The following is a 26,171-nucleotide window of genomic DNA, read 5'->3' on the forward strand; positions in this document are numbered from 1 at the left end:
ACGCAGCAGCCGGGAAGGTTTAATAGCTGATCGGCCAGGCTGCCTGCTCGAAACGATAAATCGCCAGACTACCACGCAGATTGGGCATGAAGCTGACAGTGTCCCCTTCGTTGATCACGATGCGGTCGGTGATGCGGATGTTCATTTTCCCGCACAGCGCCTCGAAGTCATCAATGGTGCACAAGTGCAGGTTAGGCGTGTTGTACCATTGATAGGGAATGTTGTCGGAAACCGGCATATGTCCTGCCATGAGCTGGATGCGGTGACGCCAGTAACCGAAGTTGGGAAAGGTAATGATGCCTTGCTTGCCCACACGCAGCATTTCACGCAATACGCCCTCTGTGTTGACCATGGCCTGCAAGGTCTGTGACAGGATAACGTAATCAAAGGATAAGGAATCGAAACCGGCCAGACCGGCTTCCAGATCCATCTGGATGACGTTGACACCATGGTCGATGCAGGCCAGTACATTGCTATCATCCTTGTCGACACCGTAACCCTTGACGTCGAGCCTGTCGCGCAGGAAGGAAAGCAGAGAGCCATTACCACAACCCAGGTCCAGCACTTTGGATCCAGGCTGGATCCATTTTGCAATCAGCGCAAAATCGTGGCGATTGGCAGCTTCTCTGATGATTTCTGTACTCATGCGCTGGCTCCGGTATCAATATTCGCAAGATAGGCACGCAGAATCTGGTGATAGTGTGGGTCCGGCATCAGGAAAGCATCGTGGCCGTGGGCCGCAGTGACTTCGGCGTAGCTCACGCTGAGTTCATTATCCAGCAACGCTTTGACAATCTCGCGCGAGCGGGCAGGCGAGAAACGCCAGTCACTGGTGAAGGACACCACCAGGAAGTCAGCCTTGGCTTTTGCCAGTGCGAGGCTGAGGTCCCCATGATGGGGGAAAGCCGGATCGAAATAATCCAGTGCCTTGGTCATGCGCAGGTAACTATTGGCGTCAAATGCCGTGGCAAACTTGTCTCCCTGGTAGCGCAGGTAGGATTCCATTTCGAACTCGACCTCGAAATTGTATTTCAGGCTGCCATCGCGCAATTTACGGCCAAATTTTGCACCCATCGCATCATCAGACAAGTATGTGATATGCCCAAGCATGCGTGCGATGCGCAGGCCACGGTTGGGGATGGCCTGGTATTCGTAGTAGTCGCCGTTATAAAACTCGGGATCGGTCATGATGGCCTGGCGCGCCACTTCATTGAACGCCAGGTTCTGTGCAGTGAGATTGGGGGCCGAGGCAATGACCAGGGCATGGCGTACACGGTCAGGATAATCCAGCGTCCATTGCATGGCCTGCATGCCACCCAGGCTACCGCCAACGACAGCTGCCAGTTGCTGGATGCCCAACTGGTCAAGCAGCATGGCTTGTGAACTGACCCAGTCTTCCACCGTTACCATGGGGAATTTTGAACCCCATGGTTTGCCTGTGGCCGCGTTGATGCTGGCTGGGCCGGTGCTGCCATGACAGCCACCAAGATTATTCAGGGCGATGACAAAGAATTTGTTGGTATCCAGTGGTTTGCCCGGCCCGATCAGGTTGTCCCACCATCCCGGGTGTTTGTCATTCTCATGATGCTTGCCTGCAGCATGATGATTGCCTGATAACGCATGACAAATCAGCACGGCATTGGATTTCGTGCTGTTCAGGGTGCCATAGGTTTCATACACAATGTCGAATTCAGGCAGTACCTCTCCACTCTTGAGTGTCAGGGCTTGCGGGAAATGTGCAGTATGCGGGGCGACGATACCGATGAATGAAGAATCTTGCATGGTTGGGATTATACTATGGCTTATGTCAGAGCATCATACCTCGCAAGCCGGTTCTGTGCTTGCTTCCTATCAGGGCATCGCGCCACAAATCGGCCGCGAGGTCTATCTCCATCCTTCTGCTGTTATCATCGGCGATGTGCTGCTGGGTGATCATGTGTCGGTATGGCCTGGTACGGTAATCCGTGGGGATGTGAACCATATCTGTATCGGCGAGGGCAGCAATATCCAGGATGGTTCCATCCTGCATGTCAGCCATAAATCCAGTTGGGAGCCGGAAGGTTGTCCACTGATGATTGGACGCAATGTCACCGTTGGTCATAAAGTCATCCTGCATGGCTGCACCCTGGAGGACGAATGCCTGATCGGCATGGGCAGCATTGTCATGGACAAAGTCATTGTGCAGAAACATGTATTGCTCGGCGCTGGCAGCCTGGTGCCGGAAGGCAAGGTGCTGGAGAGCGGCTTTCTCTATCTCGGTAGCCCGGCAAGAAAGGTCAGGGCGCTGACAGAGAAGGAAATCGCCCACTTCATGTATTCCGCGCAGCATTATATGCGACTCAAGCAACACTACCTGGCTGCCTGATATTTCTCATCGTCACCAAGTACGACCATCAATAAAATGACAAATCTGTTCAAGGGCTTGTTTGATTCGCGCCAGCACATGCTGGGCGTAGCTTTTGCGTTACTCTCGGCAATCGGGTTTTCCGCCAAGGCCATCTTCGTCAAGCTGGCCTATGTCGAGCCAGTGGACGCTGTCACCCTGTTGGCGTTGCGTATGGCATTTTCCGTGCCGTTCTTCGTGTTTGCCATGTTCCATGGCCAGGCGCAGGCCACTCCCATGACCCGACGCGATTGGCTTGCCGTACTGCTGCTGGGTTTGGTGGGTTACTATCTCGCAAGCTACCTCGATTTTCTTGGCCTGCAATACATCAGCGCCGGGCTGGAGCGCTTGATCCTGTTCCTCTATCCCACCATGGTTGTGCTTATCAGTGCATTGGTATTCCGCGAGCATATAGGCCGTACCGTCATTCTGGCCTTGTTGCTCAGTTACGTCGGTATCGCGCTGGTATTCGTACACGATTTCCATAGCGCCGTCGATGGCCTGTTTCTCGGCTCCAGCCTGGTGTTCGCCAGCGCCCTGGCTTATGCCATTTACCTGGTCGGTGCCGGCCACACCATCGCCCGCATTGGTTCCATGCGTTTCACCGCCTATGCCATGACGGTTGCATGTCTAGCCTGTATTGCCCAGTTTCTGCTCACACACCCGCTGGATGAATTGCAGCAGTCTTCACGCGTTTATGCCCTCAGCATCGGTATGGCCCTGTTTTCCACCGTCTTGCCTGCTTTCGCTCTCGCTGCCGCCATGCGCCGCATCGGCTCCATGCAGACTTCCATGATAGGCGCGCTGGGGCCGGTGGCGACGATTTACCTGGCTTATGTATTTCTGGATGAGCAATTGTCGCTGATACAGCTTGTGGGTTCGGTGCTGGTGCTGATTGGGGTGATGATGATCAGCTTGCGGAAAAAGGGCTGATGGGATGGCGCTCAATCAATTCAATATGGGTACTATCGCCCTTGCCACAATCGAGGATGCTGAATCTATCCTGGACCTGCAGAAGCACGCTTATGAATCCGAGGCCAGGTTGTATAACGATTGGAGCATTCCTCCGCTTACACAGTCACTTGATTCTCTCAAAGCTGAGATTCTGGCTGGCGGTGTACTGAAGTATAGCGAAGGCGGAGCCGTTGTCGGCTCAGTGCGAGCTCTTTTCCAGGATGGGAAATGTGAGATTGGTCGCCTCATTGTCGCCCCAGAGTTTCAGGGACGGGGAATAGGCAGCGCCCTGCTGCAGGCAATCGAGGCCCGGTTTCCCCAGGCTCACAGCTTTGAACTTTTCACGGGCGCCAGTAGCGAGGGCAATATTCGTCTATACCGGCGTCATGGCTACGAAATTTTTGCCACCAAGGTACTTTCTCCCACGATCACATTGGTATTGATGTCGAAATCGCAGCCTGGATAGGATGTGCTCGTCTTGGCAGGATAATATCCCGTATTGATTATGCAAGCCGTCCCAACGTCACCCTTTCGTGTCCCGCCAGATCAATCACGGTGCTGATGTTGATGAATCCATGCTGTTGCAGGATATGGCGCACTACAGCGCCTTGCTGGTAGCCATGTTCCAGCATCAACCAGCCACCGGGAGTGAGGTGGCCGGCAGCTCGGGCGCTGATGGTGCGGATGTCGTCCAGGCCGTCTGTGCCAGATGCTAAAGCGGTGATGGGTTCAAAGCGTAGGTCGCCTTGTTGCAGGTGCGGGTCGGCGCTTTCGATATAGGGCGGATTGCTGACGATGATATCGAAACGCAGCCCTTGCACGGCGCTGTACCAATTGCTGTGCAGTGCGGTGACATTGGCGGCGGCGAGGTGGCGGGCATTCTCTTTGGCTGTGGCCAGGGCGTTGTGGGAGAAATCTACGATTACGACTTCGCTCAGAGGTCGTTCCAGCGCCAGGGTGATGCCAATAGCACCAGTGCCGGTACCGAGGTCGAGAATGCGGCAGGCTTGGTTGGTCGGTATTTTTTCCAGCGCGGTTTCGATGAGTATCTCGGTGTCAGGGCGCGGAATCAAGGTGGCAGGCGTGACCATGAAATCGCGCCCGAAGAATTCACGCCGACCAAGAATGTGGGCAATGGGCTCCCCGCTAATGCGTCTTGCCAGCAGGCTTTCAAAGCTGGCGCGTAATGGTACCGTGACAGGGTTGTCGCCATGTGCAATCAGCCATGCGTGATTGACGTCTCCCAAGGCATGTTGCAGTAATACACGGACTTCAATGCGGGCTTCGGCAGCTTCCAGCTGGCTTGCCTGTTGCAAACGCTGGGTTGCGCAGGCTGCCAGGTTCTTCAGCTTGGCCATATTGAGTTACCCGGTTAGCGGTGGTGCTGCCAGAGGATGGCGACAATGACCAGGTTGGATACAAAAATACCCAGGCCCAGCCAGCTGAAATGCGCGAGCAGTTCCAGGATTTCAAACGGCAGGTAGAGGCCAGCGCTTGCCATGCCTAGGATGATGGCCCAGTGCCGTCCCAGCCATAAGCCATAGGCTTCGAGCAGGCGGATGCCAGCATAAAAGAGAGCGCCAAATGCCAAGGCCATCAATCGAGGTTCGGTGACATTGGACATCCAGTGCAGCAGGATGCGTGGATAGTGGTTGGCCGGATTGAGGTGCAGGTGGCGTACCACGGTTTCCGCACAGGATTGCCAGTCGGCATTGATATGGCGAAACAGCGCCAGTGAGGCTGCCAACACAACCAAGCCCTTGCTGGCTTCAAACAGGGCAATGCTACGCAAACTGGTAGTCATACAGAATTAGTTGTCTTCGCCTAAAGTCGCCAGCAGATCTGCCTGATGTTCTGCTGCGAGTACACCGATCAACTCATCCATATCACCTTCCGTGATGGCGTCAATTTTATACAGGGTGAGGTTGATGCGATGGTCAGTGATACGTCCTTGTGGATAATTGTAGGTACGTATGCGCTCACTTCGGTCGCCGGAACCGATCAGGCTGCGACGTTCACTGGCGATCTTGCTCTGCTGCTCATCTACCTGCTTGGCCTTGATGCGGGCGGCGAGCACTTGCATGGCTTGTGCCTTGTTTGAGTGCTGGCTGCGGCCGTCCTGGCATTCCACGACGATGCCGGTGGGAAAGTGAGTGATACGCACGGCGGAATCGGTCTTGTTGATGTGCTGTCCGCCTGCGCCAGAAGCACGGAAGGTATCAATGCGGATATCCGCAGGGTTGATGGAGATATCCGAGACCTCATCCACCTCGGGTAATACGGCGACAGTACAGGCAGAAGTATGGATGCGGCCCTGGGTTTCGGTTTCCGGTACACGCTGCACGCGATGACCGCCGGATTCGAACTTGAGTTTGGAGTAGGCGCCAAAGCCCTCGATCTTGGCAATGATTTCCTTGTAGCCACCCACTTCTGATTCACTGGCAGAGACAATCTCGACTTTCCAGCGCTGGCGCTCGGCATAGCGAGAGTACATGCGGAACAGGTCGCCTGCGAACAGCGCGGATTCGTCGCCGCCAGTACCGGCACGGATTTCCAGGAAGATGTTGCGCTCGTCGTTGGGATCCTTGGGCAGCAATAATTTCTGCAGTTCCGCTGCAATGTCTTCCAGCTTCTGCTTGCTGGTCTCGATTTCCTCCTGCGCAAACTCTTTCATCTCGGGATCTGCCAGCATGGCCTGGGCATCCCGGATATCACTTTCTGTTTGCTCATAAGCGCGGAATTGCTCCGCGATGGGCGTGATTTCTGCATGTTCGCGCGTGATTTTGCGATAGTTGTCCATATCGCTGGTTGCATCTTCGCTCGACAGCAGGCGATTGAGTTCATCCAGGCGCTCGCTCAGGGTGGCGAGCTTTTTAATCATTGAAGGTTTCATTGCTTGAAAAGTGAAAAGCTGGAATATGGGTTAATTTAATGATGAATCTGGTAAAGCTGGCGCAGCATGGCTTCAATCTGGTCGCGATTTTCGCCTTCGGCGCTATTGAGAACGTGACTCGGGCCGTGCAGTAGCTTGTTGGTCAGAGCATTGCTTAGTGCTTCCAGCACCTGGACTGGATCATCCCCTCGGGCAAGTAGTTTTTGCGCTTTCTCCAGTTCATTGATACGGTATTGCTCGGCCTGTTCGCGCAGGGCGCGGATGGTGGGTACCGCACTACGCGTTTTTAGCCAATGCATGAAATTTTCCACGCGCGTGTCGATGATGGCCTCGGCTTCTGCTGCGGCTTCCTGACGGTTTTCCATGCCTTCTTGCACTACTTGTGCCAGATCATCCACGGTGTAAAGGAATACATCATCCAACTCTCCTGCTTCGGGCTCGATGTCACGTGGCACGGCCAGATCCACCATGAACATGGGTTTGTGCTTGCGGCTGCGGATTGCGCGCTCCACCATGCCCAGGCCGACGATAGGCAGTTGGCTGGCAGTGGAAGTAATCACAATATCGAATTCCGCCAGGCGGTCAGGCAGGTCGGCCAACAGCATGCTCTGGCCATTGATGCTGGCGGCCAGCTCCTGGCCGCGTTCCAGTGTGCGGTTGGCAATGGTCAGGGACAATGGGCGGTGGGCAGCAAAATGTTCGGCACAAAGTTCTATCATTTCCCCGGCGCCAATGAAAAGTACATGTTGCTGGGAAATATCTCCAAAAATGCGTTGTGCCAGCCTGGTAGCCGCTGATGCGAGGGATACGGAATTGGCGCCGATATTGGTATTGGTACGAACTTCCTTGGCAACCGAGAACGTGCGCTGGAACAGCTTGTGCAGCAGAGTGCCCAGCGTGCCGGCATTCTCTGCAATGCGCACTGCCTGTTTCATCTGACCCAGGATTTGCGCTTCGCCCAGCACCATGGAGTCCAGTCCTGAGGCAACGCGGAAAGCGTGCTTGACGGCATCCTGCTGGGGCAGGGTGTACATATAGGGTTCTATCGCCTGAGGCTGCAGCTTGTGGTAGCTCGCCAGCCACTCCAGGGCTTTCTGCGGGTTGTCGGTATTGCAGTAAAGTTCGGTGCGATTGCAGGTGGACAGGATAGCAGCTTCGCGGATGCCATGAGAATTGAGGTCGCGCAAGGCCGATCCGAGGCGCTCGTTCTGGAAGGCGACATTCTCACGTATGGAAACTGGTGCGGTCGTGTGGTTAACGCCCACTGTAAATAAATGCATCCTGCAATTTTCCTGTATCGCGGCAACTTGAGCAACAATTTCAAGCAATTAAGCCCTGAGTAATTGTGCGCGGCAGGCCGCTATGATACTCCGATTTTGGCTGATTGAACTAACCAGTTGGTTAGTTGGCGAATTGTTTTATTGGTTCCACAGCATATTCAAGGTTGCCAATCAGCCTGTTCTCCTAGTATAAACATGGTTGCAGCATGGATTTTACGCAGCAGAGTGCCGATGCCGAGTGTAGCGGCGCATTTTCGGTTAAAATACTTATTTTTACGCTATAAACGACTTCGAATATCATGGCCAAACCATTCAGAATTGCACCTAGTATCCTTTCCGCCAACTTTGCCAAGCTGGGCCAGGAAATCACCGATGTCATCACATCTGGCGCAGATATTGTCCACTTTGATGTGATGGACAACCATTATGTTCCCAACCTGACCATTGGGCCTCTGGTTTGCGAAGCAATCCGCCCTGTGACTGATGCCATCATTGATGTGCACTTGATGGTCAAGCCTGTTGATCGCATCATTCCTGATTTTGCCAAGGCTGGTGCCAATATCATCACTTTCCACCCTGAGGCATCGGATCATATTGACCGCAGCCTGTCCCTGATCCGTGATAACGGCTGTAAATCCGGCTTGGTGTTCAACCCTGCAACCCCGTTGTCTTATCTTGATTACGTAATGGATAAAGTGGACATGGTGTTGTTGATGTCCGTGAACCCTGGTTTCGGTGGACAGAAGTTCATTCCAGGCACACTGGACAAGCTGCGTGAAGCCCGTGCCCGTATCGATGCCTACACTGAGAAGACTGGCCGTGAAATCTGGCTGGAAATCGACGGTGGCGTAAATCCTGCCAATATTGCCGATATTGCCCGTGCAGGTGCTGACACTTTCGTGGCTGGCTCTGCGGTATTCGGTGCTGGCAAGGACACTGACCCTAACCGTTACAACACCGTGATCAGCACATTGCGTGCTGAATTGGCAAAAGTATAAGTAGCAAAGTAGTGAGCATATGAAACCCCAAATCCTGAATAATCGCGCTAGTTGGCGATGGTGGCGCTGAAATAGTCAAGCTTTATGCCTGCGGCAGGGTCGTGGGCGCCACTTTGAATAATCAACCTTTTTCAGGATTCGGGAGTTTTTATGCTGCAAACCATCAGTCAACAGGATTTTGACGCTCTGGCAGGCCAGGGCTATAACCGCATTCCATTGGTTGTCGAGACATTTGCTGATCTCGATACGCCATTGTCGCTTTATCTCAAATTGGCTAATCAGCCATTTTCCTATCTGCTTGAGTCCGTACAAGGCGGCGAGCGTTTTGGTCGCTATTCCATTATCGGGCTGCCTGCCCATACCCGCATTGAAGCACGAGGGGCTGTTATCCAGGTTCTGGCGCATGGGCAGGTGGTCGAAGAAACCAGTGCCGTCAATCCGCTGGATTTTATCCAGTCATATCAGGCCCGGTTCCGTATCCCTCCGTATCAGGGATTGCCGCGGTTTACCGGCGGGCTGGCAGGGTACTTCGGTTACGACACCATACGCTATATTGAGCGACGCCTGGCAGGTAACAGCAAGCCGGATGAGCTGGGTGTGCCGGATATTCTCCTGATGGTGTCGGAAGAGCTGGCTGTGGTGGATAACCTGTCTGGCAAGCTCTATTTCATTGTCTATGCCGATCCTGCCTTGCCAGATGCATATCAGCAGAGCATCCAGCGCCTGCACGCGCTGGTCCAGCGTCTGCGTCAGCCCGTTGCGATCCCGCATGTGGCTGCGACTACCGCGACAGAAACACACTCCGAGTTCGGTGAGGCAGCTTTCAAGGATGCAGTTGCCAAGTCAAAGCGCTATATTTTTGATGGCGACATCATGCAGGTAGTGCTCTCGCAGCGCATGGCGAAGCCATTTTCTGAAGACCCTCTGTCTTTGTATCGTGCCCTGCGCAGCCTTAACCCTTCGCCTTATATGTTTTATTACGATATGGGCGATCATCATGTGGTGGGAGCATCGCCGGAGATTCTGGTACGTCTTGAGGATGATATCGTCACTTCACGACCGATTGCCGGTACGCGTCCGCGTGGCAAGACGCGCGAAGAGGATCTGGCTCTTGCGGAGGAACTGCTGGCTGATCCCAAGGAAATTGCCGAGCATGTGCAGTTGATGGATCTGGGACGTAATGATGTAGGGCGTGTCGCGCAAGTAGGCAGTGTGCACGTGACAGACAACATGATGATAGAGCGCTATTCTCATGTGATGCATATTGTTTCCAATGTGGAAGGCAAGTTGAAACCCGGCTTGCATGCCATTGATGTACTCAAGGCTGCGTTTCCTGCAGGTACGCTCAGTGGCGCACCCAAGGTGCGAGCCATGGAAATCATTGACGAATTGGAGCCCAGCAAACGCGGTATCTATGGCGGTGCTGTAGGGTATCTCGGTTTCAACGGGGACATGGATCTGGCAATTGCCATTCGCACTGGCGTTATCAAGGATGGCATGCTGTATTCCCAGGCGGGTGCTGGCATTGTGGCGGATTCCGTACCTGAAAGTGAATGGACGGAAACCCAGAACAAGGCCAGGGCAGTGCTGCGCGCTGCCGAGATTGTCCAGGCAGGGTTGGACAACAAGTTGTCGTCATGACCGTGATGAATTCGCGGCCCGTTTCACGCCAGACCAACAGGGATAAGTGAAGCGCGGCTGACTCAAGCGATGAAGGAACCATATTATGCTGTTAATGCTGGATAACTACGATTCGTTTACCTACAACCTCGTGCAATATCTTGGTGAGCTTGGACAGGATGTGCAGGTATATCGCAACGATGAAATCGACCTTGCGCGCGTAGCCGAGCTTAATCCCCGGCACATTGTCATTTCCCCTGGGCCATGCACACCGAGCGAGGCTGGTATTTCCGTGCCACTGATCCATGAGTTTGCCGGTAAGATTCCCATGCTGGGCGTGTGCCTGGGTCACCAGAGTATCGGCCAGGCCTTTGGCGGCAGAATTGTGCATGCCAAGCAACTCATGCATGGCAAGACCTCGGAAATTCATCATGCAGATGCCGGTGTATTCAAGGGGCTACCCAATCCATACACGGCAACGCGCTACCACTCTTTGGTCATTGAGCGTGAAACTATCCCGGATTGCCTGGAAATCACCGCCTGGACCGAAGATGGCGAAATCATGGGTGTGCGGCACAAAACCCTGCCGATCGAGGGCGTGCAGTTCCACCCTGAGTCTATCCTGACCCAGTATGGCCATGAGTTGCTGAATAATTTCCTGAAAGCCTATTGATGAGTATTACTGCCAAAGCTGCTCTGCAGAAACTGATCGACCATGTGGATTTCAGCCATGAGGAAATGCTGGATGTGATGCAGCAGATCATGGGCGGGACATTCACTCCCATCCAGATTGCAGGCTTCCTTGCCGGCTTGCGCGTCAAGGGTGAAACCGTCGTCGAGATTGCCGCTGCCGCACAGGTGATGCGTGAGCTGTCGAGCAAGGTAGAGATTGCCGATACCCGACACCTGATCGATACCTGTGGCACTGGTGGTGCGCCCAACAAAGCATTCAATGTGTCGACGGCTTCTGCTTTTGTCGCTGCCGGTGCTGGTGCGAGAATTGCCAAGCATGGCGGCAGGGCGGCATCTTCCAAGAGTGGCTCTGCTGATGTGCTGGAGGCGCTGGGCGTAAATATCGGCCTGACGCCGGAACAAGTAGCACGCTGCGTGGATGAGGCCGGTATCGGTTTCATGTTTGCGCCCAATCATCATGCGGCGATGAAACATGCTGCGCCTGTGCGTCGTGAGCTGGGCGTACGCACCATGTTCAACCTGCTGGGCCCGATGACCAACCCGGCCGGGGCAAAAAGGCAGGTCATGGGTGTATTTCACCGCGACCTGGTCAGCCTGCTGGCGCATACCCTGAAACAGCTGGGCAGCGAGCACGTGATGGTGGTGCACAGCGCGGACGAAATGGATGAAATCTCCTTTGCCGCAGATACCTATGTTGCCGAACTCAAGGATGGGGAAGTGCGTGAATACACGCTGAACCCGACCCAGTTCGGCATGCCTTTGCATGATATCAACAGCATCCATGTGGAAAGTGCGCAGCACTCCAGCGAAATTATCCTGGGCGTCCTGCGTGGCGAAACCGGTCCGGCGCGGGATATTGTATTGCTGAACGCCGGGGCAGCAATTTACGTTGCTGGCCTGGCGCAGGATTTACAGGCAGGCATTGCCCAGGCAGCATCTTCCCTGGATTCCGGCGCGGCATTGGCTAAGCTGGAGCAATTGAAAGCACTGAGCCAGGCATCATGATGCGCCTGCTGCTGGTGGTCGTCATTGCGGTCACTTACACGCTCTACCATTTTGGCCATGAGGACAGTCCAGCCTCCTTGCCTGTCTCGGAACAGGCCTTGGTTTCTGCGCCGGCAGTTGCGGAAGCCAACCAGCGTATTGAAGAAGCTTTCCGTCAACACGAACATGATGTGGAGGTGCAGTCTCACGGTGTGGTAACTAAGGTGCTGCCGGATGATAATGATGGTACACGTCACCAGCGTTTTATCCTGACCCTGGATAATGGCATGACGGCGCTTGTTGCGCACAATATCGATCTCGCCCCCCGGCTTGAAGGGCTCAAGACAGGAGACGAGGTGGAGTTCAAGGGTGTTTATGAATGGAATGCCAAAGGCGGTGTCATACACTGGACCCATCATGACCCGCGCGGTCGCCATGCAGCAGGCTGGTTGCGCTATCACGGCAAACTCTATCAGTAATCAGAACGAAAGCGATACAGGGCAATGTCAGACATACTCAACAGGATTCTTGAAGTAAAACGCACGGAAATTGCAGCGGCAAAACAGCAGAAGCCACAAGCTGCCATCGAAGTGGAAGCGCTGGCGCAGGCTGAGCCGAGGAATTTTCTTGGTGCGATACAGGGGAAAATTGCCGCAGGCAAGGCGGCTGTCATTGCCGAAATCAAGAAAGCCAGCCCTTCCAAAGGCGTGATCCGCGAAGATTTCCGTCCGGCAGAGATTGCCGCCAGCTATGCCAGTCATGGCGCAGCCTGTCTTTCCGTGCTGACAGACGAGCAGTTTTTCCAGGGTAGTGCGGATTATCTCAAGGCTGCGCGTGCTGCCTGTGATATTCCTGTGTTGCGCAAGGATTTCATGATAGACCCATACCAGGTGTATGAAGCCCGTGCCATGGGCGCGGATTGTATTCTGCTGATTGCCGCTGCGCTGACTCTGGCGCAGATGCAGGAACTGGAAGCTGTGGCCCATCAACTGGGTATGAGCGTGCTGGTGGAAGTTCATAACGGCGAGGAACTGGAGCAGGCGCTGCAATTACAGACGCCTTTGCTGGGCATCAATAACCGCAACCTACGTACTTTTGAGGTGACGCTGGATACCACGCTTTCCCTGTTGTCGCGTATCCCGGCAGATAAAACAGTCGTTACCGAATCCGGTATTTTCACAGCTGCGGATGTAGCCTTGATGCGCAACCATGAAGTGCATACTTTCCTCGTGGGTGAAGCATTCATGCGCCAGCCGGACCCTGGTCTGGCCTTGGCCCGGGTATTTGAATAAGGAGTTCCAGATGAGTGAGCAGCCACGTCAATATCTTGCCATTCGGCCACGTCGTATGCGTAAAAATACGTTTTCACGCCGCCTGATGCAGGAGCATGTGTTAACGACCAACGACCTGATCTATCCTGTGTTTGTACTGGAAGGCGAGAACCGGGAAGAAGAAGTGGCGTCCATGCCCGGTGTCTGGCGTCAGAGCGTGGATAAATTACTCGAAACGGCTGCCGAATGCGTGGCGCTGGGCATCCCCGCGCTGGCCTTGTTTCCGGTGGTCGATCAACAGTACAAAAGCCTAACTGCGGATGAAGCCTGGAACCCACAAGGGCTGGTACCGCGCACCGTGCGTGCACTCAAGGCTGCGTATCCTGAACTGGGTATCATCACCGATGTGGCGCTTGACCCTTACACCACGCATGGGCAGGATGGCGTGATTGATGACACTGGTTACGTGCTCAACGATGAAACGGTGGCGATCCTGGTGAAACAGGCGCTGTGCCATGCGGAGGCGGGGGCTGATGTCGTGGCGCCGTCAGACATGATGGATGGACGCATAGGTGCGATCCGCGATGCGCTGGAAGAGGCTGGACATATTTACACCAACATACTGGCATATTCTGCCAAATATGCTTCCGCGTTCTACGGCCCGTTTCGCGATGCTGTCGGGTCTTCTGCCAATCTGGGCAAGAGCAACAAATACAACTACCAGATGGACCCAGCCAATTCAGACGAGGCACTGCGTGAAGTAGCGCTGGACCTGGAGGAAGGCGCGGATATGGTCATGGTCAAGCCAGGCATGCCTTATCTGGATATTGTGCGCCGGGTGAAGCAGGAGTTTGGTGTGCCGACGTATGCGTATCAGGTCAGCGGTGAGTATGCCATGCTCAAGGCTGCTTCACAGAACGGCTGGCTTGATGAAAAAGCGGTGGTGATGGAAGCCATGCTTGGCTTCAAGCGTGCCGGTGCAGATGGCATCCTGACTTATTACGCCATGGATATTGCCCGCTGGTTACGCGACAGCGCTTGATGCGTCCGGGCGCTTGCTCTGTTGTATCAAATGAGTGAGTGCCTCTGTATCAACCCGGCTGGCATTCATACCGTTGACGGGACTCTTCGTTGAAAAGCGCATGTCATCCACTTCAAAGATACTGAGCTTGATCAGGCCATGCGGCCCTTCCAGCGTCAATACCGGTACTTTCTTGCGATCCATGCTGCGTTTATCACTGACGCGGTAGGATTTTTCATCCGAGATGTAGGGCACCTGCTGGTTCAGCAGGAATATCTCGACCTCTTTGGAGCTATCAGCAAACAGGTGGATATGGGTTTCTGCATATTTTCCGGCAGTGCCATCCAGCACCGAGCCTGTCAGGTGGGGATTGAATCGCTCCAGCATCTGCATGACCAGCAACGCATCCTTGCGTAATTGCAGCAAGGCTTCCTGCTGTTCATCACTGTGGTAGAGATCATGGTAGACACGGATTTCTTCCTCAATCTCACTGTTGGTCGGCATGCAGTGTGTGTCAGTTACGCCAAGCTGGCGCCCAGCCTTGCGCTTGGCATGGGCATAATCAGAGATACCTTCTTCTGCCATCATGTGGGCAGCAAGCTGCGCAATGCGCTGACGCAGTTGTGATTGGCGGCTGCCACTATCTCTTGCCATATTGCCCGATCCTTTAACAATATCAAAAGTGCTGTCAGTGCATACTGCCAGCACTTTGTTTAAAACATATGTTTAAAACAATTGGTCGGGCCCTTGTGGCGCACTATCCTTCTTTTCCATGGGGACAGTTGCGCCATGTCCGGGAATCGGGAAGCCAGGAATGATGGAGAATGCGGGCTCTTCCGGTTCTGGCGGTGGAAATTCCTGATAGAAGTATTCCACAACGCCGCTATCATCCGTGCTGCGCATTCCTGTTTCTGGATTGATGCGGATGGCACTGATTCCGTCAGGCATCGTTGGCGTGACATTCGGCGTGCCTTTCAGCGCAGAGCTCATGTAATCAACCCAGATGGGCAGCGCAGCTTTGCCGCCGGTTTCCAGGCTGCCTAGCGATTTAGGTTTGTCGTAACCCATCCAGGCAATTGCTACTTGCTTGGGATTGTAACCAGCAAACCAGGCATCGATCTGGTTGTTGGTGGTCCCTGTTTTGCCTGCCAGGTCGGAGCGTCCCAGCGCGCGAGCCTTGCTTGCGGTACCAATTCGCACCACATCACGCAGCATGGAATTCATGATGAAGGCATTGCGACCATCAATGACACGCGGCGCGCCTTGCCCTGCCAATAGCGGTTTGGATTGCTCCACGACCTTGCCGCGCGGGTCTACAACCTTATCGATGATGTATGGTTTGACCCTATAGCCGCCGTTGGCGAATACCGCATATGCTCCTGCCATCTGCCATGCGGTGACTGAACCTGAGCCCAGTGCCATGGCAAGGTAAGGAGGGTGATCCTTGGGAGAGAAGCCAAAGCGGGTGATATAGTCCTGGGCGTAATTGACGCCAATACCTTCGAGAATACGGATGGACACCATATTCTTGGACTTGGTCAAGGCAGTGCGCACGCGCATTGGGCCATCATATTTCCTGTCGTAATTCTTGGGTTGCCAGGATGAACCACTCCCGGTTTCACGTGCGGAAATTGAAATGGGTTCATCCTCGATCATGGTGGCAGGGGTGAAGCCTTTCTCCAGCGAAGCAGAGTAAATGAAGGGCTTGAAGCTGGAGCCGGGTTGACGCCAGGCCTGGGTGACATGGTTGAACTTGTTGCGGTTGAAGTCAAAACCGCCAACCAATGCACGTACCGCTCCATTTTCCGTGTCCAGGGAAACCAGTGCCGCTTCTGCCTGAGGCAGCTGCACAATATGCCAGGCATCTTTCTGACGCATGATGCGGATCACGGCACCCGGTTTGATGGTGCGCTTGGCAGCATCCTTGTCATTCAGTTGTTTTTTGACAAAAGCCAGCCCATCGCCGCTGATTTCGATATTGTTGCCATCCTTGGAATATACGCTGACAGCCTTGGGTGAGGCATCCGTGACCACGGCGGGCACCATGCCCTGGAACGTTTCGAGGGCATCCAGTGCATTGTCCAGCCAGGTGCCATTGCCTGTGGGGTTTGCGCCTGGGGTCACGGTCTTTTCCGGGCCGCGATAGCCGTGGCGGCGGTCATAATCAATAATGCCCTGCAGGATAGCCCGGTTGGCCGCTTCCTGGTCGCTTTTGCGGATAGTGGTATAAATCTTCAATCCGCTGCTGTAGATATCATTTTTGTAACGCTCATACATGGCCTGGCGCACGATTTCAGCCACATAATCTGCTGAAAGCTCACGTATCTTGCGGGACTGGCGCAAATGATGAGGCTCGTTATAGGCGGCATCATATTGTTTCTGGTCAATGAAATGCAGTTCTTTCATCCGGCGCAAGACATAATGTTGTCGCGCTTCGGATCGCTTGATATTGGCAAACGGGTTGTAGCGTGAAGGGGCTTTGGGCAAGCCTGCCAGCATGGCTGCCTCGGCAATGCTCAGTTCATTCAGGGGCTTGCCGTAATATACCTGGGATGCCGCAGCAAAGCCGTAGGAGCGGTGACCGAGGTAAATCTGGTTGATATACAGTTCCAGGATTTGATCCTTGGTCAGGCTGTGCTCGATCTTGATCGAAAGCAGGGCCTCACTCAGTTTGCGGGTGGCAGTTTTTTCGCGGGAAAGGAAAAAGTTACGCGCTACCTGCATGGTGATGGTGCTGGCGCCTTCCTTGAAACTGCCGGAAATGACATTGGATACGGCTGCCCGCAGGATGCCCAGTGTATCAATACCGCCGTGCTGGTAGAAGCGTTCATCTTCTGCAGCCAGAATAGCCTGTTTGAGGATGGTCGGGGTGTCGTTGATGCTGATAAAGGCACGGCGCTCTTCGCCAAACTCGCCGATCAGGTAGCCATCGGCGGAATAAACGCGCATCGGCACCTTGGGTTTGTAATCGGTGAGTGCATCCAGGGAAGGGAGCTCAGGGTAGATCAATGTGGCAGCCAGTGCTACCAGCGCAGTTGCCACCAGACCGAGGATAATGCCGGTCAGGATCAGGAACTGCCACCATTTTTTAGGGAGCATTGATAGAGTTCAGTATTTGGTAACAGACGACAGTATTATAAGTGTCATTGACGGGATTTTAAAAACAATTAATCAGTTCGGCATGCTGGCAGGCTGGCTGGTACCCGCAATAATGACGGTGCGAGCGCAGTAAAATACCGGGATTTCATGCATCACATCACGCAGCCGGGATGCTGCCAATCAGCAAGATGAAGCGGCATGGTTGCGCACGCATCATTGTCGGCATTATGCAGAAAAATGCAGCATTGCCTTCGTCATATCTGACAGCCAGGCCAGATTCCCTTAAAATGCACGCTTGCGTATGGCGGGCGTTTTTTATGGCAACGAATATTATCTTTGTAGGCTTGATGGGGGCGGGAAAGACCACCATAGGCCGCATTATTGCCAAGCATCTTCATAAAACCTTTTATGACAGCGATCATGAAATCGAGCGTCGTACAGGAGTCAGCATCCCGGTGATTTTTGAACTGGAGAAAGAGGATGGTTTTCGCAGGCGCGAGGCTTCGGTGATAGAAGAGTTGTGCCAGATGCAGGATATCGTATTGGCAACAGGCGGCGGTGCCGTATTGCTGCCGGAGAGCCGTCAGCAGCTCAAGGAGCATGGTGTAGTGATCTACCTGCGTGCCAGTGTGCATGAACTCTGGCTGCGCACCCGGAATGACAAGAACCGTCCTTTGCTGCAAAGCGAGAACCCGCGTAGGAAACTGGAGCAATTGTTTGCGCAGCGTGATCCCTTGTATCGAGAAGTAGCTTCCATTATTGTGGATACCGGTGGGCAGCCAGTGAGCGCCATCGTGCATCAGATTGAACAGAAACTGACAGACTTATAAATTATGCAGACATTACACGTAGATTTGGGCGAGCGTTCCTATCCTATTCATATCGGTCGCGGGCTGCTCAACCAGCCGGAATTGATATTGCCGCATCTGAAGCGCAAACAAGTCGCTATTGTCACCAATACCACGGTCGCGCCCTTGTACCTGGAAAAACTGGCGCAACCACTGCGTGATGCCGGCGTCAAGGTCATTCCCATCATTCTGCCGGATGGTGAGGCTTATAAGAATAGTGCCACGCTGAACCTGATTTACGATGCATTGCTGGAGAACCGCTGCGAGCGCAGCACCACAGTGATTGCCCTGGGTGGTGGCGTGATTGGCGACCTGACCGGCTATGCTGCTGCGACTTACTTGCGCGGTGTGCCTTTTATCCAGGTGCCTACCACACTACTGTCACAAGTGGATTCCTCAGTGGGGGGTAAGACCGGCATCAACCATCCCCTGGGCAAGAACATGATAGGAGCGTTCTATCAGCCGCAGGTGGTACTGGCAGATATAGATACTTTATCCACCCTGCCCGAGCGTGAACTGTCCGCAGGCCTGGCGGAAGTCATCAAGTATGGCTTGATCCGTGACGAGCCATTCTTCGCCTGGCAGGAATCCAATATGCAGAAATTGCTGGCGCTGGATACCGAGGCAATGAGTTATGCCATTTACCGTTCCTGTGAAAACAAGGCCGAAGTAGTAGCCGCCGATGAACGTGAATCCGGCGAACGGGCGTTGCTCAACCTGGGTCATACCTTTGGTCATGCCATAGAAAACGCCATGGGATATGGTGTTTGGCTCCATGGCGAGGCAGTGGCTGCGGGCACCATGTTGGCTGCCGACCTTTCCCGTCGTCTGGGATGGTTGAGTGATGATGACATCAAGCGCATTGTCGCCATCTTCACGGAAGCCAGGTTGCCAGTGCATGCACCTGCCTTGGGGGTAGAGCGTTATCTTGACCTCATGGGGCTGGATAAGAAAGTCGTGGATGGCCAGATTCGCCTGGTCTTGCAGCAGGGCATAGGAAAATCACTGGTTAGCAGTGAATATGATGCCCAGTTGCTCAGGGAAACCCTGGCTATCGCCGCATGATAGCGCTCGCTCCCTACGCAGCAAACCCAGCCCTGACGCGAGGGCGCCAGCATCCGGAAGCTGCACCGGCTACGCGCAACCACTTCCAGCGCGACCGTGACCGTATCATCCACTCCGGCGCGTTTCGGCGCCTGGAATACAAGACCCAGGTATTCATCAATCATGAAGGCGACCTGTTTCGCACCCGCCTGACTCACAGTCTGGAAGTGGCGCAGATTGGTCGCGCCATTGCGCGCAACCTCAACCTGCACGAAGACCTGATTGAAGCCGTGGCATTGGCCCATGATCTGGGACATACCCCGTTCGGCCACGCCGGGCAGGATGAACTTAATGAATGCATGCGCGAATTCGGCGGGTTTGAGCATAACCTGCAGTCCCTGCGGGTGGTGGATCACTTGGAACAACGTTATGCCGAGTTTGATGGCCTCAACCTGACCTACGAAGTACGCGAAGGCATACTCAAGCATTGTTCCTGGCCCAATGCCCGTCTGCTGGGTGAACTAGGCGAGCGCTTCCTCAACAAGCAGCAGCCATCGCTGGAAGCGCAGGTGACCAATCTTGCAGATGAAATCGCCTATAACAATCATGATGTGGATGATGGCCTGCGTTCAGGCCTCATCACCATGGAGCAGCTTGCAGAAGTGCAACTGTTTGCCGAACAGTTCGCGTTGGTGCAGCATCAATACCCAGCGCTGACCGGCCGCCGTATGATCCATGAAACCGTGCGCCGCATGATACATATATTAGTGACGGATCTGTGTGAGCAAAGCAGCCGCAATATAGCGGAACACGCGCCGCAAACTCTGGACGATGTGCGCAACCTGCCGCCCCTGATCGGTTTCAGTCCGGCTATCGAGGCGCAGCAGCTTGAACTCAAGCGTTTCCTGCGCACCAACCTCTACCGGCATTACCAGGTCAATCGCATGACCTCCAAGTCCAAGCGCGTTATTGCGGAATTGTTCCGTGCCTTTATCGCAGACCCCGGCCTGTTGCCGGATGAATACCAGGCGCAGGACAGTACCAAGCAGCCACGCATCATTGCAGACTATATTGCCGGCATGACAGACCGTTACGCCATCCGCGAGTATCAGCGTCTGTTCTCCATAGCTGAGTAACAACCTTAGCATTGAATGCTAAGTTGTTAACTCAGCAATACTTTCGTTCCTGAATCTGCCCTTTTCATCAAAATGTGTTGCGTAATTGCAACACAAATCACCTTTTCCCCTGAAAAAACCACAAGAGCACTTGCAGCTTGTGAATCGGCTTTGGCATACTGGGCACAACTTCTTCGAGAAGAAGTCAGTGCAGTACCCTTGAAGTGATGGAAACACATTACCAGGGGCTAACTAAAACGCATTAGGAGATATACATGAACAAGAAGCTAGGCTTGGCAGTTGCTGGTGCCGTAATGGCATTTGGTGCATCTGCTGCAAATGCAGGCATCATCATTCCAGCAGGTGACTGGACCATCGATATCGGTGGTAACGTTAATACCTACTACACAAACACACGTTACAGCGGCGATGCTTTCGCTGGTGTTGGCAAGAAAAACCAAGTTTCTACAGGTCTGCTGCCTTCCGCTATCGGTATCGGTGGTAAGACACGTCAGAACGATCTGGACATTGCATTCCAGTTCACATTCTTCGTCGGCGCTAACTCCGACAGCGGTTTCGGCACCACCGGTTCTGCAAATGATAATTTACAAAGTCGTGCTGGTGATGGCAACTCCATCAACATTCGTCAAGCTTACATGACTTTCGGTGATGCTTCCTGGGGTACTATCAAGGCTGGTCGTGACCTCGGCCTGTTCGGTTCTGACGCTATCCTGTCCGACATGACATTGTTGGGCGTTGGTGTTGGTGCTGGTGGTCCTGGTAACTCCACACTGGGTCGTATCGGTTCCGGTTATGTCTACGCTGACTGGATCGGCCAGATTCAATACGCATCTCCTAACTGGAACGGTTTCAGCTTCGCTGTAGCTGCTCGCGAAGGTCTGCGTAATGAGCTTGTTACAAATGCTACTGATGAGAAGACAGAACTTGGCTTCGACGGTAAGTTGGGTTATGAGTGGACTGGCGACTTCGCTGGTAAGGTTTGGGCTGGTTTCCTGACACAGAAGCATATCAATAATGTAACAGGTGATTACCGCTCACGTGGTTATGACATCGGTGGTAAGGTTAACGTAGCTGACTTCGGTCTGGTTGGTTACTACTACGATGGTAAGGGTCTGGATACTCAAACTGGTGGTCAACTGGGTGGTTTGCAATTCCTGGGTGGCAACAAGTCTGATGACAAGGGTGGCTACGTACAAGCTACTTACAAGCTGCCAGAAGTTGGTACCAAGCTGGGTGTTTCCTATGGTATCTCTAAGTCTGAAGCTAATGACAAGAGCTACGATATCGAGAACAAGTCCTGGATCTTCGGTGCTTACCATCCTCTGACCAAGAGCCTGAACCTGGTTGCTGAATACGCACAGCAAAAGGTTGAAAACAATGTTACCGGTGGTTTGGACGGTAAGGCCAAGACTATTAGCTTGGGCGCGATCCTGTTCTTCTAGGATTAAATCGAAAGATTTAGCTTAGAAAGCAATCGTAAAAACGGCACCTTCGGGTGCCGTTTTTTATTGCCTGTCACTTTTGCTTTTACCTTTTATGAGTGTTGTTCTGCTGCATGGCATTGGAAATGGATCAGCACATGTTATCCCGGCCTTGAGCTGGGGTCTCGTGGGTATGTTGAAACACCGCAGGAAGCCAAACCAGACCTGGCATGAGCTAGTGTGTCATGACTCAGGCGTGGTTTCGGTGATGTTGATTTACTCGTCTATTCCCAGTTCCTGGATTTTGCGGGTCAGGGTGTTGCGGCCCATGCCTAGTTGGGTGGCTGCTTCAATGCGCCGCCCTCCGGTGTGGCGCAATGCCTGGGTGATCAGGATGCGCTCGAAGTGCTGGGTGCGGTGATTGAGGATGTCATGTTCTCCACGGTTGAGAGCATCGGTGACTTCTGTCGCCAGTGCGCTCTGCCAGGATGTGCCATCCGAAGGCTTACCGGTGTCTTCCTTGAGTTCCGGCGGCAGGTCGGCAATATCAATGTTCTGCCCGGGCGCCATGACGGTGAGCCAGTGGCAGACGTTTTCCAGTTGGCGGACATTGCCACTCCAGTTCAGTGTGCTGAGATAGCGCAAGGCGGCCGCAGATGGCTGCTTGGCTTCCACGCCAAGCTCTTGTGCGCTGTGTTGCAGGAAATGTCGGACCAGGAGTGGAATATCTTCTCTGCGTTCGCGCAGGGGAGGCAGGCGCAGGCGGATTACGTTCAGGCGATGAAATAAGTCCTCGCGGAACAGGCCTTGTTTGACTCTTTCTTCCAGATCCTGGTGGGTGGCGGCAATGATACGCACATTGACCTTGACCGGCTGGTGCCCGCCTACGCGGTAGAACTGCCCGTCACAGAGTACGCGTAATAGCCGTGTCTGCAGGTCGGAAGGCATATCGCCGATTTCATCGAGGAATAATGAGCCACCATCTGCCTGTTCAAAACGCCCACGCCGGGCAGCCTGTGCACCGGTGAATGCGCCGCGTTCATGTCCGAATAATTCGGATTCCAGCAAGTCCTTGGGAATAGCGGCCGTATTGATGGCAATAAACGGTTTGTCTGCTCTGGGGCTATGCCGGTGCAATGCGCTGGCGACCAGCTCCTTGCCGGTGCCGGATTCGCCATTGATCAGCACGGTGGAATGGGAGCGGCTCAAGCGGCCAATGGCGCGGAATACTTCCTGCATGGCGGGTGCCTGGCCAATGATTTCCGGTGTTTTTTCTTGGATGACCACTTCTATGGCCTGGCGCATGCTCTCATCCACGGCGCGGCGGATGATTTCAATGGCCTGATCCACGTCGAATGGCTTGGCAAGATATTCGAATGCACCTCCCTGGAACGCCGCCACGGCACTTTCCAGGTCGGAATAGGCGGTCATGATGATAACAGGAATGTCTGGGTAGCGCTGTTTGACCTCATGCAGGAAATCCAGGCCGGAACCGTTCGGCATGCGGATATCGCTGACGATGACCTGTGGTGTGTCATGGTTCAGTGCATTCAGTGCTTCTGGCACCGAGGCGAAGGTCTTGAAGTCCATATCAGTGCGTGCCAGGGCTTTCTCGAATACCCAGCGGATGGATTTGTCGTCGTCTATGATCCAGATTGGTTTCATGATGTGCCTTTGTTGTTTTTTCTAATTGTTGCCTGGGAATGTAAGCTGCATTGCCGTGCTTTCAATTGGCAGCAATATGGTGAAACAGGTATGCCCGGGTTCGCTTTCACACTCGATCATGCCGTGATGCTGGGTGATGAATGTCTGCGCCAGTGTCAGGCCGAGACCAGTGCCGTTGTCGCGTCCCGAGACTAGTGGGTAGAAAATGCGCTCACGGATATCCGAGGGAATGCCCGGGCCGTTATCAATGATTTGCAGCTTGATGGCTACGCGGTAGCGTTTTTTTGCCAGTGTGACCTGACGCGCCACGCGGGTGCGCAGGGTGATGGCCGGCGCTTCTTTTCCGGATGCGTTTTGCATGGCCTGGACAGCATTGCGTGCAATGTTCAGCACGGCCTGGATCAGTTTTTCGCGGTCACCAATCAGCTCCGGCAGGCTGGTGTCGTAATCCCGCTGGATATTGATGGTGCGTGGGGATTCTGCCAATAGCAGGCTACGGACGCGCTCCAGGACTTCATGGATATTGGTGGGCTCGTATTTGGGCACCCGATGTGGCACCAGCAGCCTGTCCATCAATAGCTGCAGGCGGTCGGCTTCCTTGATGATGACCTGGGTGTATTCGCGCAAGCTGACTTGTGGCAGTTCGTGTTCCAGCAGCTGGGCGGCACCGCGTAATCCACCCAGCGGGTTGCGGATTTCATGCGCCAGGTTGCGTAGCAGTTCGGCGTTGGCTTGTTGCTGGATCAGCATGCGCTCTTCCCGTGCAATGCGCAGCTGCTGGTCCATATGCTGGAATTCCAGTACCAGGCAGGCAGGTGTCAGCTCGACAGGGGTGACGGTGCATGTCACGGCAAAGGTTTGCTGGCGCAGGGTGGTGATGGTGAATTCATGCTCGCGGAACGGGCTGTGATGCTGGATGGCATGTTCCATGGCCGAATCAAGGATATCGCTACCGGGAAATACCTGGGAAATGGATAGTCCGGCGATTTGCCGTGCGCTGATGGCAAACAGCACTTCTGCTCCAGGATTGGCATAGACAACATGGCGCTCCTCATCAAGCAGGAGAATGGCAGTTGATAAATGTTCTAGGCCGGCGAATGCGAGCGGGATTTTATGTTCCATGCTGATAATAAGCAAAAGCCAGGCCAGCTAGACTGGTGGACAATTCGCATGTCCTGGTCTTGCCCTGAAAGCTGCACAGAATCGGTGCGGTTTGCAGGAGCCTGAAATATTGCATTGTTCCTCTTTATGGATGGATGTTTTTTGATTTTTGCTGATGAGTTTACACGTAGAAAGCGACTGATAGTAGCGGTCAAGCTGGAATCGGCAGGCATAAAAAAAGCGGGTTGCCCCGCTTTTTCTGGTTAACAGTACTGTAGCTTAAACGCTGTAGTACATGCTGAACTCGACAGGGTGTGGAGTCTGGCGCAGCTTGGTGACTTCTTCCATCTTCAAGTCAATGTAGCTGTTGATCCAGTCTTCGGAGAATACGCCGCCGCGAGTCAGGAACTCACGATCCTTGTCCAGAGCTTCCAATGCTTGTTCCAGGGAAGAGGCAACAGTCGGGATCGCTGCATCTTCTTCTGGTGGCAAGTGGTAGAGATCCTTGGTTGCAGGCTCACCAGGGTGAATCTTGTTCTGCACGCCGTCCAGGCCAGCCATCATCAAGGCACTGAATGCCAGGTATGGGTTGGCAGTAGGATCAGGGAAGCGGGCTTCGATGCGGCGTGCCTTGTCAGAGTGCACAAAAGGAACGCGGATGGAAGCAGAACGGTTCTTCGCAGAGTATGCCAGCTTCACTGGAGCTTCAAAACCAGGTACCAGACGCTTGTAGGAGTTGGTGCCAGGGTTGGTGATCGCATTCAGTGCGCGTGCGTGCTTGATGATGCCGCCGATGTAGTAAAGGGCGAAATCGCTCAGGCCTGCATAGCCATTGCCTGCAAACAGGTTCTTGCCATCTTTCCAGATGGATTGGTGAACGTGCATGCCAGAGCCGTTGTCGCCAAAGATTGGTTTTGGCATGAAAGTGGCTGTCTTGCCATAAGCGTGAGCCGTGTTCAGCACGACATACTTGAGGATCTGGGTCCAGTCAGCGCGCTGTACCAGGGTGCTGAACTTGGTGCCGATTTCACATTGGCCTGCAGTTGCCACTTCGTGGTGATGCACTTCTACAGGTACGCCCAGCTCTTCCAGCGCGACGACCATTGCAGAGCGGATATCGTGCAGGGAGTCGATTGGGGGCACAGGGAAGTAACCACCCTTGACGCCTGGGCGGTGACCGGTGTTGCCGCCTTCAAACTTCTCACCGGAAGCCCATGCAGCTTCTTCGGAGTTGATCTTGACGGAGCTGCCGCTCATATCTACAGACCAGTTGATGGAGTCAAAAATGAAGAACTCTGGTTCTGGGCCGAAGAATGCAGTATCACCGATACCGCTGGACTTGAGGTAAGCTTCTGCGCGTTTTGCCAGGCTGCGGGGGCAACGGTCATAACCTTTGCCATCAGTCGGGTCAATTACGTCACAGGTCAGGATCAAGGTTGGCTCGTCCATGAATGGATCGATATTGGCGGTGTCAGGATCAGGCATCAGTTGCATGTCTGAAGCCTGGATGCCTTTCCAGCCAGCGATGGAGGAACCATCAAATGCGTGACCTTCAGTAAATTTATCTTCGTCGAATGCTGAAACAGGCACTGTGACATGCTGTTCTTTGCCTTTGGTGTCAGTAAAGCGAAAATCGACAAACTTGATGTCATTTTCCTTCACAAGTTTTAATACGTCGGCCACCGCCATTTGATTCTCCTAGCTCTTTCTGAATTAAGAAGGTTGTTGAAGCACTATGCTTGACACTAAGCTCAAGCATG

Annotated in this window: 25 protein-coding genes; 14 read left to right on the plus strand and 11 right to left on the minus strand. The window is 53.9% G+C overall.

The window, feature by feature from the left end; genetic code table 11:
• Nucleotides 1-19 precede the first annotated feature (19 nt).
• Both metW and metX read right to left on the minus strand, forming a co-directional pair.
• Nucleotides 20-646, minus strand: coding sequence for a methionine biosynthesis protein MetW (gene metW, locus CHB59_RS00695; protein WP_089374306.1), 627 nt, complete (start codon nt 644-646; stop codon nt 20-22).
• Complete coding sequence (metX, locus tag CHB59_RS00700) at nt 643-1,782, minus strand: homoserine O-succinyltransferase MetX (protein WP_089374307.1); 1,140 nt, start codon at nt 1,780-1,782, stop codon at nt 643-645. Before metX ends, metW begins: the two co-directional genes overlap by 4 nt.
• A 22-nt stretch (nt 1,783-1,804) precedes the next feature.
• Here metX and CHB59_RS00705 point away from each other — a divergent pair, with 22 nt between their 5' ends.
• The 3 genes from CHB59_RS00705 to CHB59_RS00715 are packed head-to-tail and all read left to right on the plus strand — an operon-like array spanning nt 1,805 to nt 3,803.
• Entirely contained in the window at nt 1,805-2,365 is a 561-nt protein-coding gene (locus CHB59_RS00705; protein ID WP_089374308.1) for a gamma carbonic anhydrase family protein, read from the plus strand.
• 36 nt (nt 2,366-2,401) lie between these two features.
• Complete coding sequence (locus CHB59_RS00710) at nt 2,402-3,316, plus strand: DMT family transporter (RefSeq protein WP_089374309.1); 915 nt, start codon at nt 2,402-2,404, stop codon at nt 3,314-3,316.
• A gap of 4 nt (nt 3,317-3,320) precedes the next feature.
• Nucleotides 3,321-3,803 carry a GNAT family N-acetyltransferase gene (locus CHB59_RS00715; protein WP_218816184.1) on the plus strand — a complete coding sequence of 161 codons (483 nt, stop codon included), beginning with the start codon at nt 3,321-3,323 and terminating at the stop codon, nt 3,801-3,803.
• Between the two features lie 37 nt (nt 3,804-3,840).
• Here CHB59_RS00715 and prmC read toward each other — a convergent pair whose 3' ends face one another.
• The 4 genes from prmC to hemA are packed head-to-tail and all read right to left on the minus strand — an operon-like array spanning nt 3,841 to nt 7,510.
• On the minus strand, nt 3,841-4,695 hold the full coding sequence (gene prmC / locus CHB59_RS00720; protein ID WP_089374311.1) for a peptide chain release factor N(5)-glutamine methyltransferase: 855 nt from the start codon (nt 4,693-4,695) through the stop codon (nt 3,841-3,843).
• 14 nt (nt 4,696-4,709) lie between these two features.
• Nucleotides 4,710-5,141: a DUF2127 domain-containing protein gene (locus CHB59_RS00725; RefSeq protein ID WP_089374312.1), complete on the minus strand. Its 432-nt coding sequence runs from the start codon at nt 5,139-5,141 to the stop codon at nt 4,710-4,712.
• Nucleotides 5,142-5,147: 6 nt separating this feature from the next.
• Complete coding sequence (prfA, locus tag CHB59_RS00730) at nt 5,148-6,230, minus strand: peptide chain release factor 1 (protein ID WP_089374313.1); 1,083 nt, start codon at nt 6,228-6,230, stop codon at nt 5,148-5,150.
• 35 nt (nt 6,231-6,265) lie between these two features.
• The gene (gene hemA, locus CHB59_RS00735) at nt 6,266-7,510 is read right to left on the minus strand and encodes a glutamyl-tRNA reductase (RefSeq protein ID WP_089374314.1); all 1,245 of its coding nucleotides are present in this window, start codon (nt 7,508-7,510) and stop codon (nt 6,266-6,268) included.
• A gap of 299 nt (nt 7,511-7,809) precedes the next feature.
• Here hemA and rpe point away from each other — a divergent pair, with 299 nt between their 5' ends.
• The 7 genes from rpe (at nt 7,810) to hemB (ending at nt 14,118) form a co-directional block, all read left to right on the plus strand.
• Nucleotides 7,810-8,508: a ribulose-phosphate 3-epimerase gene (gene rpe, locus CHB59_RS00740; protein ID WP_089374315.1), complete on the plus strand. Its 699-nt coding sequence runs from the start codon at nt 7,810-7,812 to the stop codon at nt 8,506-8,508.
• Between the two features lie 150 nt (nt 8,509-8,658).
• Nucleotides 8,659-10,149, plus strand: a complete 1,491-nt coding sequence (gene trpE, locus CHB59_RS00745; RefSeq protein ID WP_089374316.1) for an anthranilate synthase component I — start codon at nt 8,659-8,661, stop codon at nt 10,147-10,149.
• A gap of 85 nt (nt 10,150-10,234) precedes the next feature.
• Entirely contained in the window at nt 10,235-10,801 is a 567-nt protein-coding gene (locus tag CHB59_RS00750; protein WP_089374317.1) for an anthranilate synthase component II, read from the plus strand.
• Nucleotides 10,801-11,826: an anthranilate phosphoribosyltransferase gene (gene trpD, locus CHB59_RS00755; protein WP_179212023.1), complete on the plus strand. Its 1,026-nt coding sequence runs from the start codon at nt 10,801-10,803 to the stop codon at nt 11,824-11,826. The genes CHB59_RS00750 and trpD overlap by 1 nt, the downstream gene beginning before the upstream one ends.
• Nucleotides 11,823-12,284: a DUF3465 domain-containing protein gene (locus CHB59_RS00760; protein WP_089374319.1), complete on the plus strand. Its 462-nt coding sequence runs from the start codon at nt 11,823-11,825 to the stop codon at nt 12,282-12,284. The genes trpD and CHB59_RS00760 overlap by 4 nt, the downstream gene beginning before the upstream one ends.
• A gap of 24 nt (nt 12,285-12,308) precedes the next feature.
• On the plus strand, nt 12,309-13,097 hold the full coding sequence (gene trpC / locus CHB59_RS00765; RefSeq protein ID WP_089374320.1) for an indole-3-glycerol phosphate synthase TrpC: 789 nt from the start codon (nt 12,309-12,311) through the stop codon (nt 13,095-13,097).
• A 10-nt stretch (nt 13,098-13,107) separates the two neighbouring features.
• Nucleotides 13,108-14,118 carry a porphobilinogen synthase gene (hemB, locus tag CHB59_RS00770; protein WP_089374321.1) on the plus strand — a complete coding sequence of 337 codons (1,011 nt, stop codon included), beginning with the start codon at nt 13,108-13,110 and terminating at the stop codon, nt 14,116-14,118.
• On the opposite strand, the gene CHB59_RS00775 is transcribed toward hemB, so the two are convergent.
• Nucleotides 14,101-14,751 (minus strand): hypothetical protein, encoded by a 651-nt coding sequence (locus tag CHB59_RS00775; RefSeq protein WP_089374322.1) that lies wholly within the window; start codon nt 14,749-14,751, stop codon nt 14,101-14,103. The two genes, hemB and CHB59_RS00775, sit on opposite strands and share 18 nt — an antisense overlap.
• A gap of 72 nt (nt 14,752-14,823) precedes the next feature.
• Nucleotides 14,824-17,196 (minus strand): penicillin-binding protein 1A, encoded by a 2,373-nt coding sequence (locus CHB59_RS00780; protein ID WP_089374323.1) that lies wholly within the window; start codon nt 17,194-17,196, stop codon nt 14,824-14,826.
• Nucleotides 17,197-17,513: 317 nt separating this feature from the next.
• On the opposite strand from CHB59_RS00780, the gene aroK reads away from it, so the two are divergent.
• The 4 genes from aroK (at nt 17,514) to CHB59_RS00800 (ending at nt 21,666) form a co-directional block, all read left to right on the plus strand.
• On the plus strand, nt 17,514-18,026 hold the full coding sequence (gene aroK / locus CHB59_RS00785; protein WP_089374595.1) for a shikimate kinase AroK: 513 nt from the start codon (nt 17,514-17,516) through the stop codon (nt 18,024-18,026).
• Nucleotides 18,027-18,029: 3 nt separating this feature from the next.
• Nucleotides 18,030-19,109: a 3-dehydroquinate synthase gene (gene aroB / locus CHB59_RS00790; RefSeq protein ID WP_089374324.1), complete on the plus strand. Its 1,080-nt coding sequence runs from the start codon at nt 18,030-18,032 to the stop codon at nt 19,107-19,109.
• Entirely contained in the window at nt 19,106-20,224 is a 1,119-nt protein-coding gene (locus CHB59_RS00795; protein ID WP_089374325.1) for a deoxyguanosinetriphosphate triphosphohydrolase, read from the plus strand. The genes aroB and CHB59_RS00795 overlap by 4 nt, the downstream gene beginning before the upstream one ends.
• Nucleotides 20,225-20,478: 254 nt before the next feature.
• Nucleotides 20,479-21,666 carry a porin gene (locus CHB59_RS00800; RefSeq protein WP_089374326.1) on the plus strand — a complete coding sequence of 396 codons (1,188 nt, stop codon included), beginning with the start codon at nt 20,479-20,481 and terminating at the stop codon, nt 21,664-21,666.
• A 255-nt stretch (nt 21,667-21,921) separates the two neighbouring features.
• Here CHB59_RS00800 and ntrC read toward each other — a convergent pair whose 3' ends face one another.
• The 3 genes from ntrC to glnA all read right to left on the minus strand — a co-directional run bounded on the left by ntrC (nt 21,922) and on the right by glnA (nt 26,100).
• Nucleotides 21,922-23,310 carry a nitrogen regulation protein NR(I) gene (ntrC, locus tag CHB59_RS00805; protein WP_089374327.1) on the minus strand — a complete coding sequence of 463 codons (1,389 nt, stop codon included), beginning with the start codon at nt 23,308-23,310 and terminating at the stop codon, nt 21,922-21,924.
• Nucleotides 23,311-23,331: 21 nt separating this feature from the next.
• Nucleotides 23,332-24,432 carry a nitrogen regulation protein NR(II) gene (glnL, locus tag CHB59_RS00810; RefSeq protein ID WP_089374328.1) on the minus strand — a complete coding sequence of 367 codons (1,101 nt, stop codon included), beginning with the start codon at nt 24,430-24,432 and terminating at the stop codon, nt 23,332-23,334.
• Nucleotides 24,433-24,690: 258 nt separating this feature from the next.
• Complete coding sequence (gene glnA / locus CHB59_RS00815; RefSeq protein ID WP_089374329.1) at nt 24,691-26,100, minus strand: type I glutamate--ammonia ligase; 1,410 nt, start codon at nt 26,098-26,100, stop codon at nt 24,691-24,693.
• Nucleotides 26,101-26,171: the final 71 nt, after the last annotated feature.

The sequence above is a fragment of the Methylobacillus rhizosphaerae genome, from assembly GCF_900187985.1.
In the GTDB taxonomy this organism is placed as follows: Bacteria; Pseudomonadota; Gammaproteobacteria; order Burkholderiales; family Methylophilaceae; genus Methylobacillus; species Methylobacillus rhizosphaerae.

Bases quoted from the DNA above. Each gene is read 5' to 3' on its own strand.
- metW (WP_089374306.1), bottom strand. From the start codon at position 646: ATGAGTACAGAAATCATCAGAGAAGCTGCCAATCGCCACGATTTTGCG.
- metX (WP_089374307.1), bottom strand. From the start codon at position 1,782: ATGCAAGATTCTTCATTCATCGGTATCGTCGCCCCGCATACTGCACAT.
- CHB59_RS00705 (WP_089374308.1), top strand. From the start codon at position 1,805: ATGTCAGAGCATCATACCTCGCAAGCCGGTTCTGTGCTTGCTTCCTAT.
- CHB59_RS00710 (WP_089374309.1), top strand. From the start codon at position 2,402: ATGACAAATCTGTTCAAGGGCTTGTTTGATTCGCGCCAGCACATGCTG.
- CHB59_RS00715 (WP_218816184.1), top strand. From the start codon at position 3,321: ATGGCGCTCAATCAATTCAATATGGGTACTATCGCCCTTGCCACAATC.
- prmC (WP_089374311.1), bottom strand. From the start codon at position 4,695: ATGGCCAAGCTGAAGAACCTGGCAGCCTGCGCAACCCAGCGTTTGCAA.
- CHB59_RS00725 (WP_089374312.1), bottom strand. From the start codon at position 5,141: ATGACTACCAGTTTGCGTAGCATTGCCCTGTTTGAAGCCAGCAAGGGC.
- prfA (WP_089374313.1), bottom strand. From the start codon at position 6,230: ATGAAACCTTCAATGATTAAAAAGCTCGCCACCCTGAGCGAGCGCCTG.
- hemA (WP_089374314.1), bottom strand. From the start codon at position 7,510: ATGCATTTATTTACAGTGGGCGTTAACCACACGACCGCACCAGTTTCC.
- rpe (WP_089374315.1), top strand. From the start codon at position 7,810: ATGGCCAAACCATTCAGAATTGCACCTAGTATCCTTTCCGCCAACTTT.
- trpE (WP_089374316.1), top strand. From the start codon at position 8,659: ATGCTGCAAACCATCAGTCAACAGGATTTTGACGCTCTGGCAGGCCAG.
- CHB59_RS00750 (WP_089374317.1), top strand. From the start codon at position 10,235: ATGCTGTTAATGCTGGATAACTACGATTCGTTTACCTACAACCTCGTG.
- trpD (WP_179212023.1), top strand. From the start codon at position 10,801: ATGAGTATTACTGCCAAAGCTGCTCTGCAGAAACTGATCGACCATGTG.
- CHB59_RS00760 (WP_089374319.1), top strand. From the start codon at position 11,823: ATGATGCGCCTGCTGCTGGTGGTCGTCATTGCGGTCACTTACACGCTC.
- trpC (WP_089374320.1), top strand. From the start codon at position 12,309: ATGTCAGACATACTCAACAGGATTCTTGAAGTAAAACGCACGGAAATT.
- hemB (WP_089374321.1), top strand. From the start codon at position 13,108: ATGAGTGAGCAGCCACGTCAATATCTTGCCATTCGGCCACGTCGTATG.
- CHB59_RS00775 (WP_089374322.1), bottom strand. From the start codon at position 14,751: ATGGCAAGAGATAGTGGCAGCCGCCAATCACAACTGCGTCAGCGCATT.
- CHB59_RS00780 (WP_089374323.1), bottom strand. From the start codon at position 17,196: ATGCTCCCTAAAAAATGGTGGCAGTTCCTGATCCTGACCGGCATTATC.
- aroK (WP_089374595.1), top strand. From the start codon at position 17,514: ATGGCAACGAATATTATCTTTGTAGGCTTGATGGGGGCGGGAAAGACC.
- aroB (WP_089374324.1), top strand. From the start codon at position 18,030: ATGCAGACATTACACGTAGATTTGGGCGAGCGTTCCTATCCTATTCAT.
- CHB59_RS00795 (WP_089374325.1), top strand. From the start codon at position 19,106: ATGATAGCGCTCGCTCCCTACGCAGCAAACCCAGCCCTGACGCGAGGG.
- CHB59_RS00800 (WP_089374326.1), top strand. From the start codon at position 20,479: ATGAACAAGAAGCTAGGCTTGGCAGTTGCTGGTGCCGTAATGGCATTT.
- ntrC (WP_089374327.1), bottom strand. From the start codon at position 23,310: ATGAAACCAATCTGGATCATAGACGACGACAAATCCATCCGCTGGGTA.
- glnL (WP_089374328.1), bottom strand. From the start codon at position 24,432: ATGGAACATAAAATCCCGCTCGCATTCGCCGGCCTAGAACATTTATCA.
- glnA (WP_089374329.1), bottom strand. From the start codon at position 26,100: ATGGCGGTGGCCGACGTATTAAAACTTGTGAAGGAAAATGACATCAAG.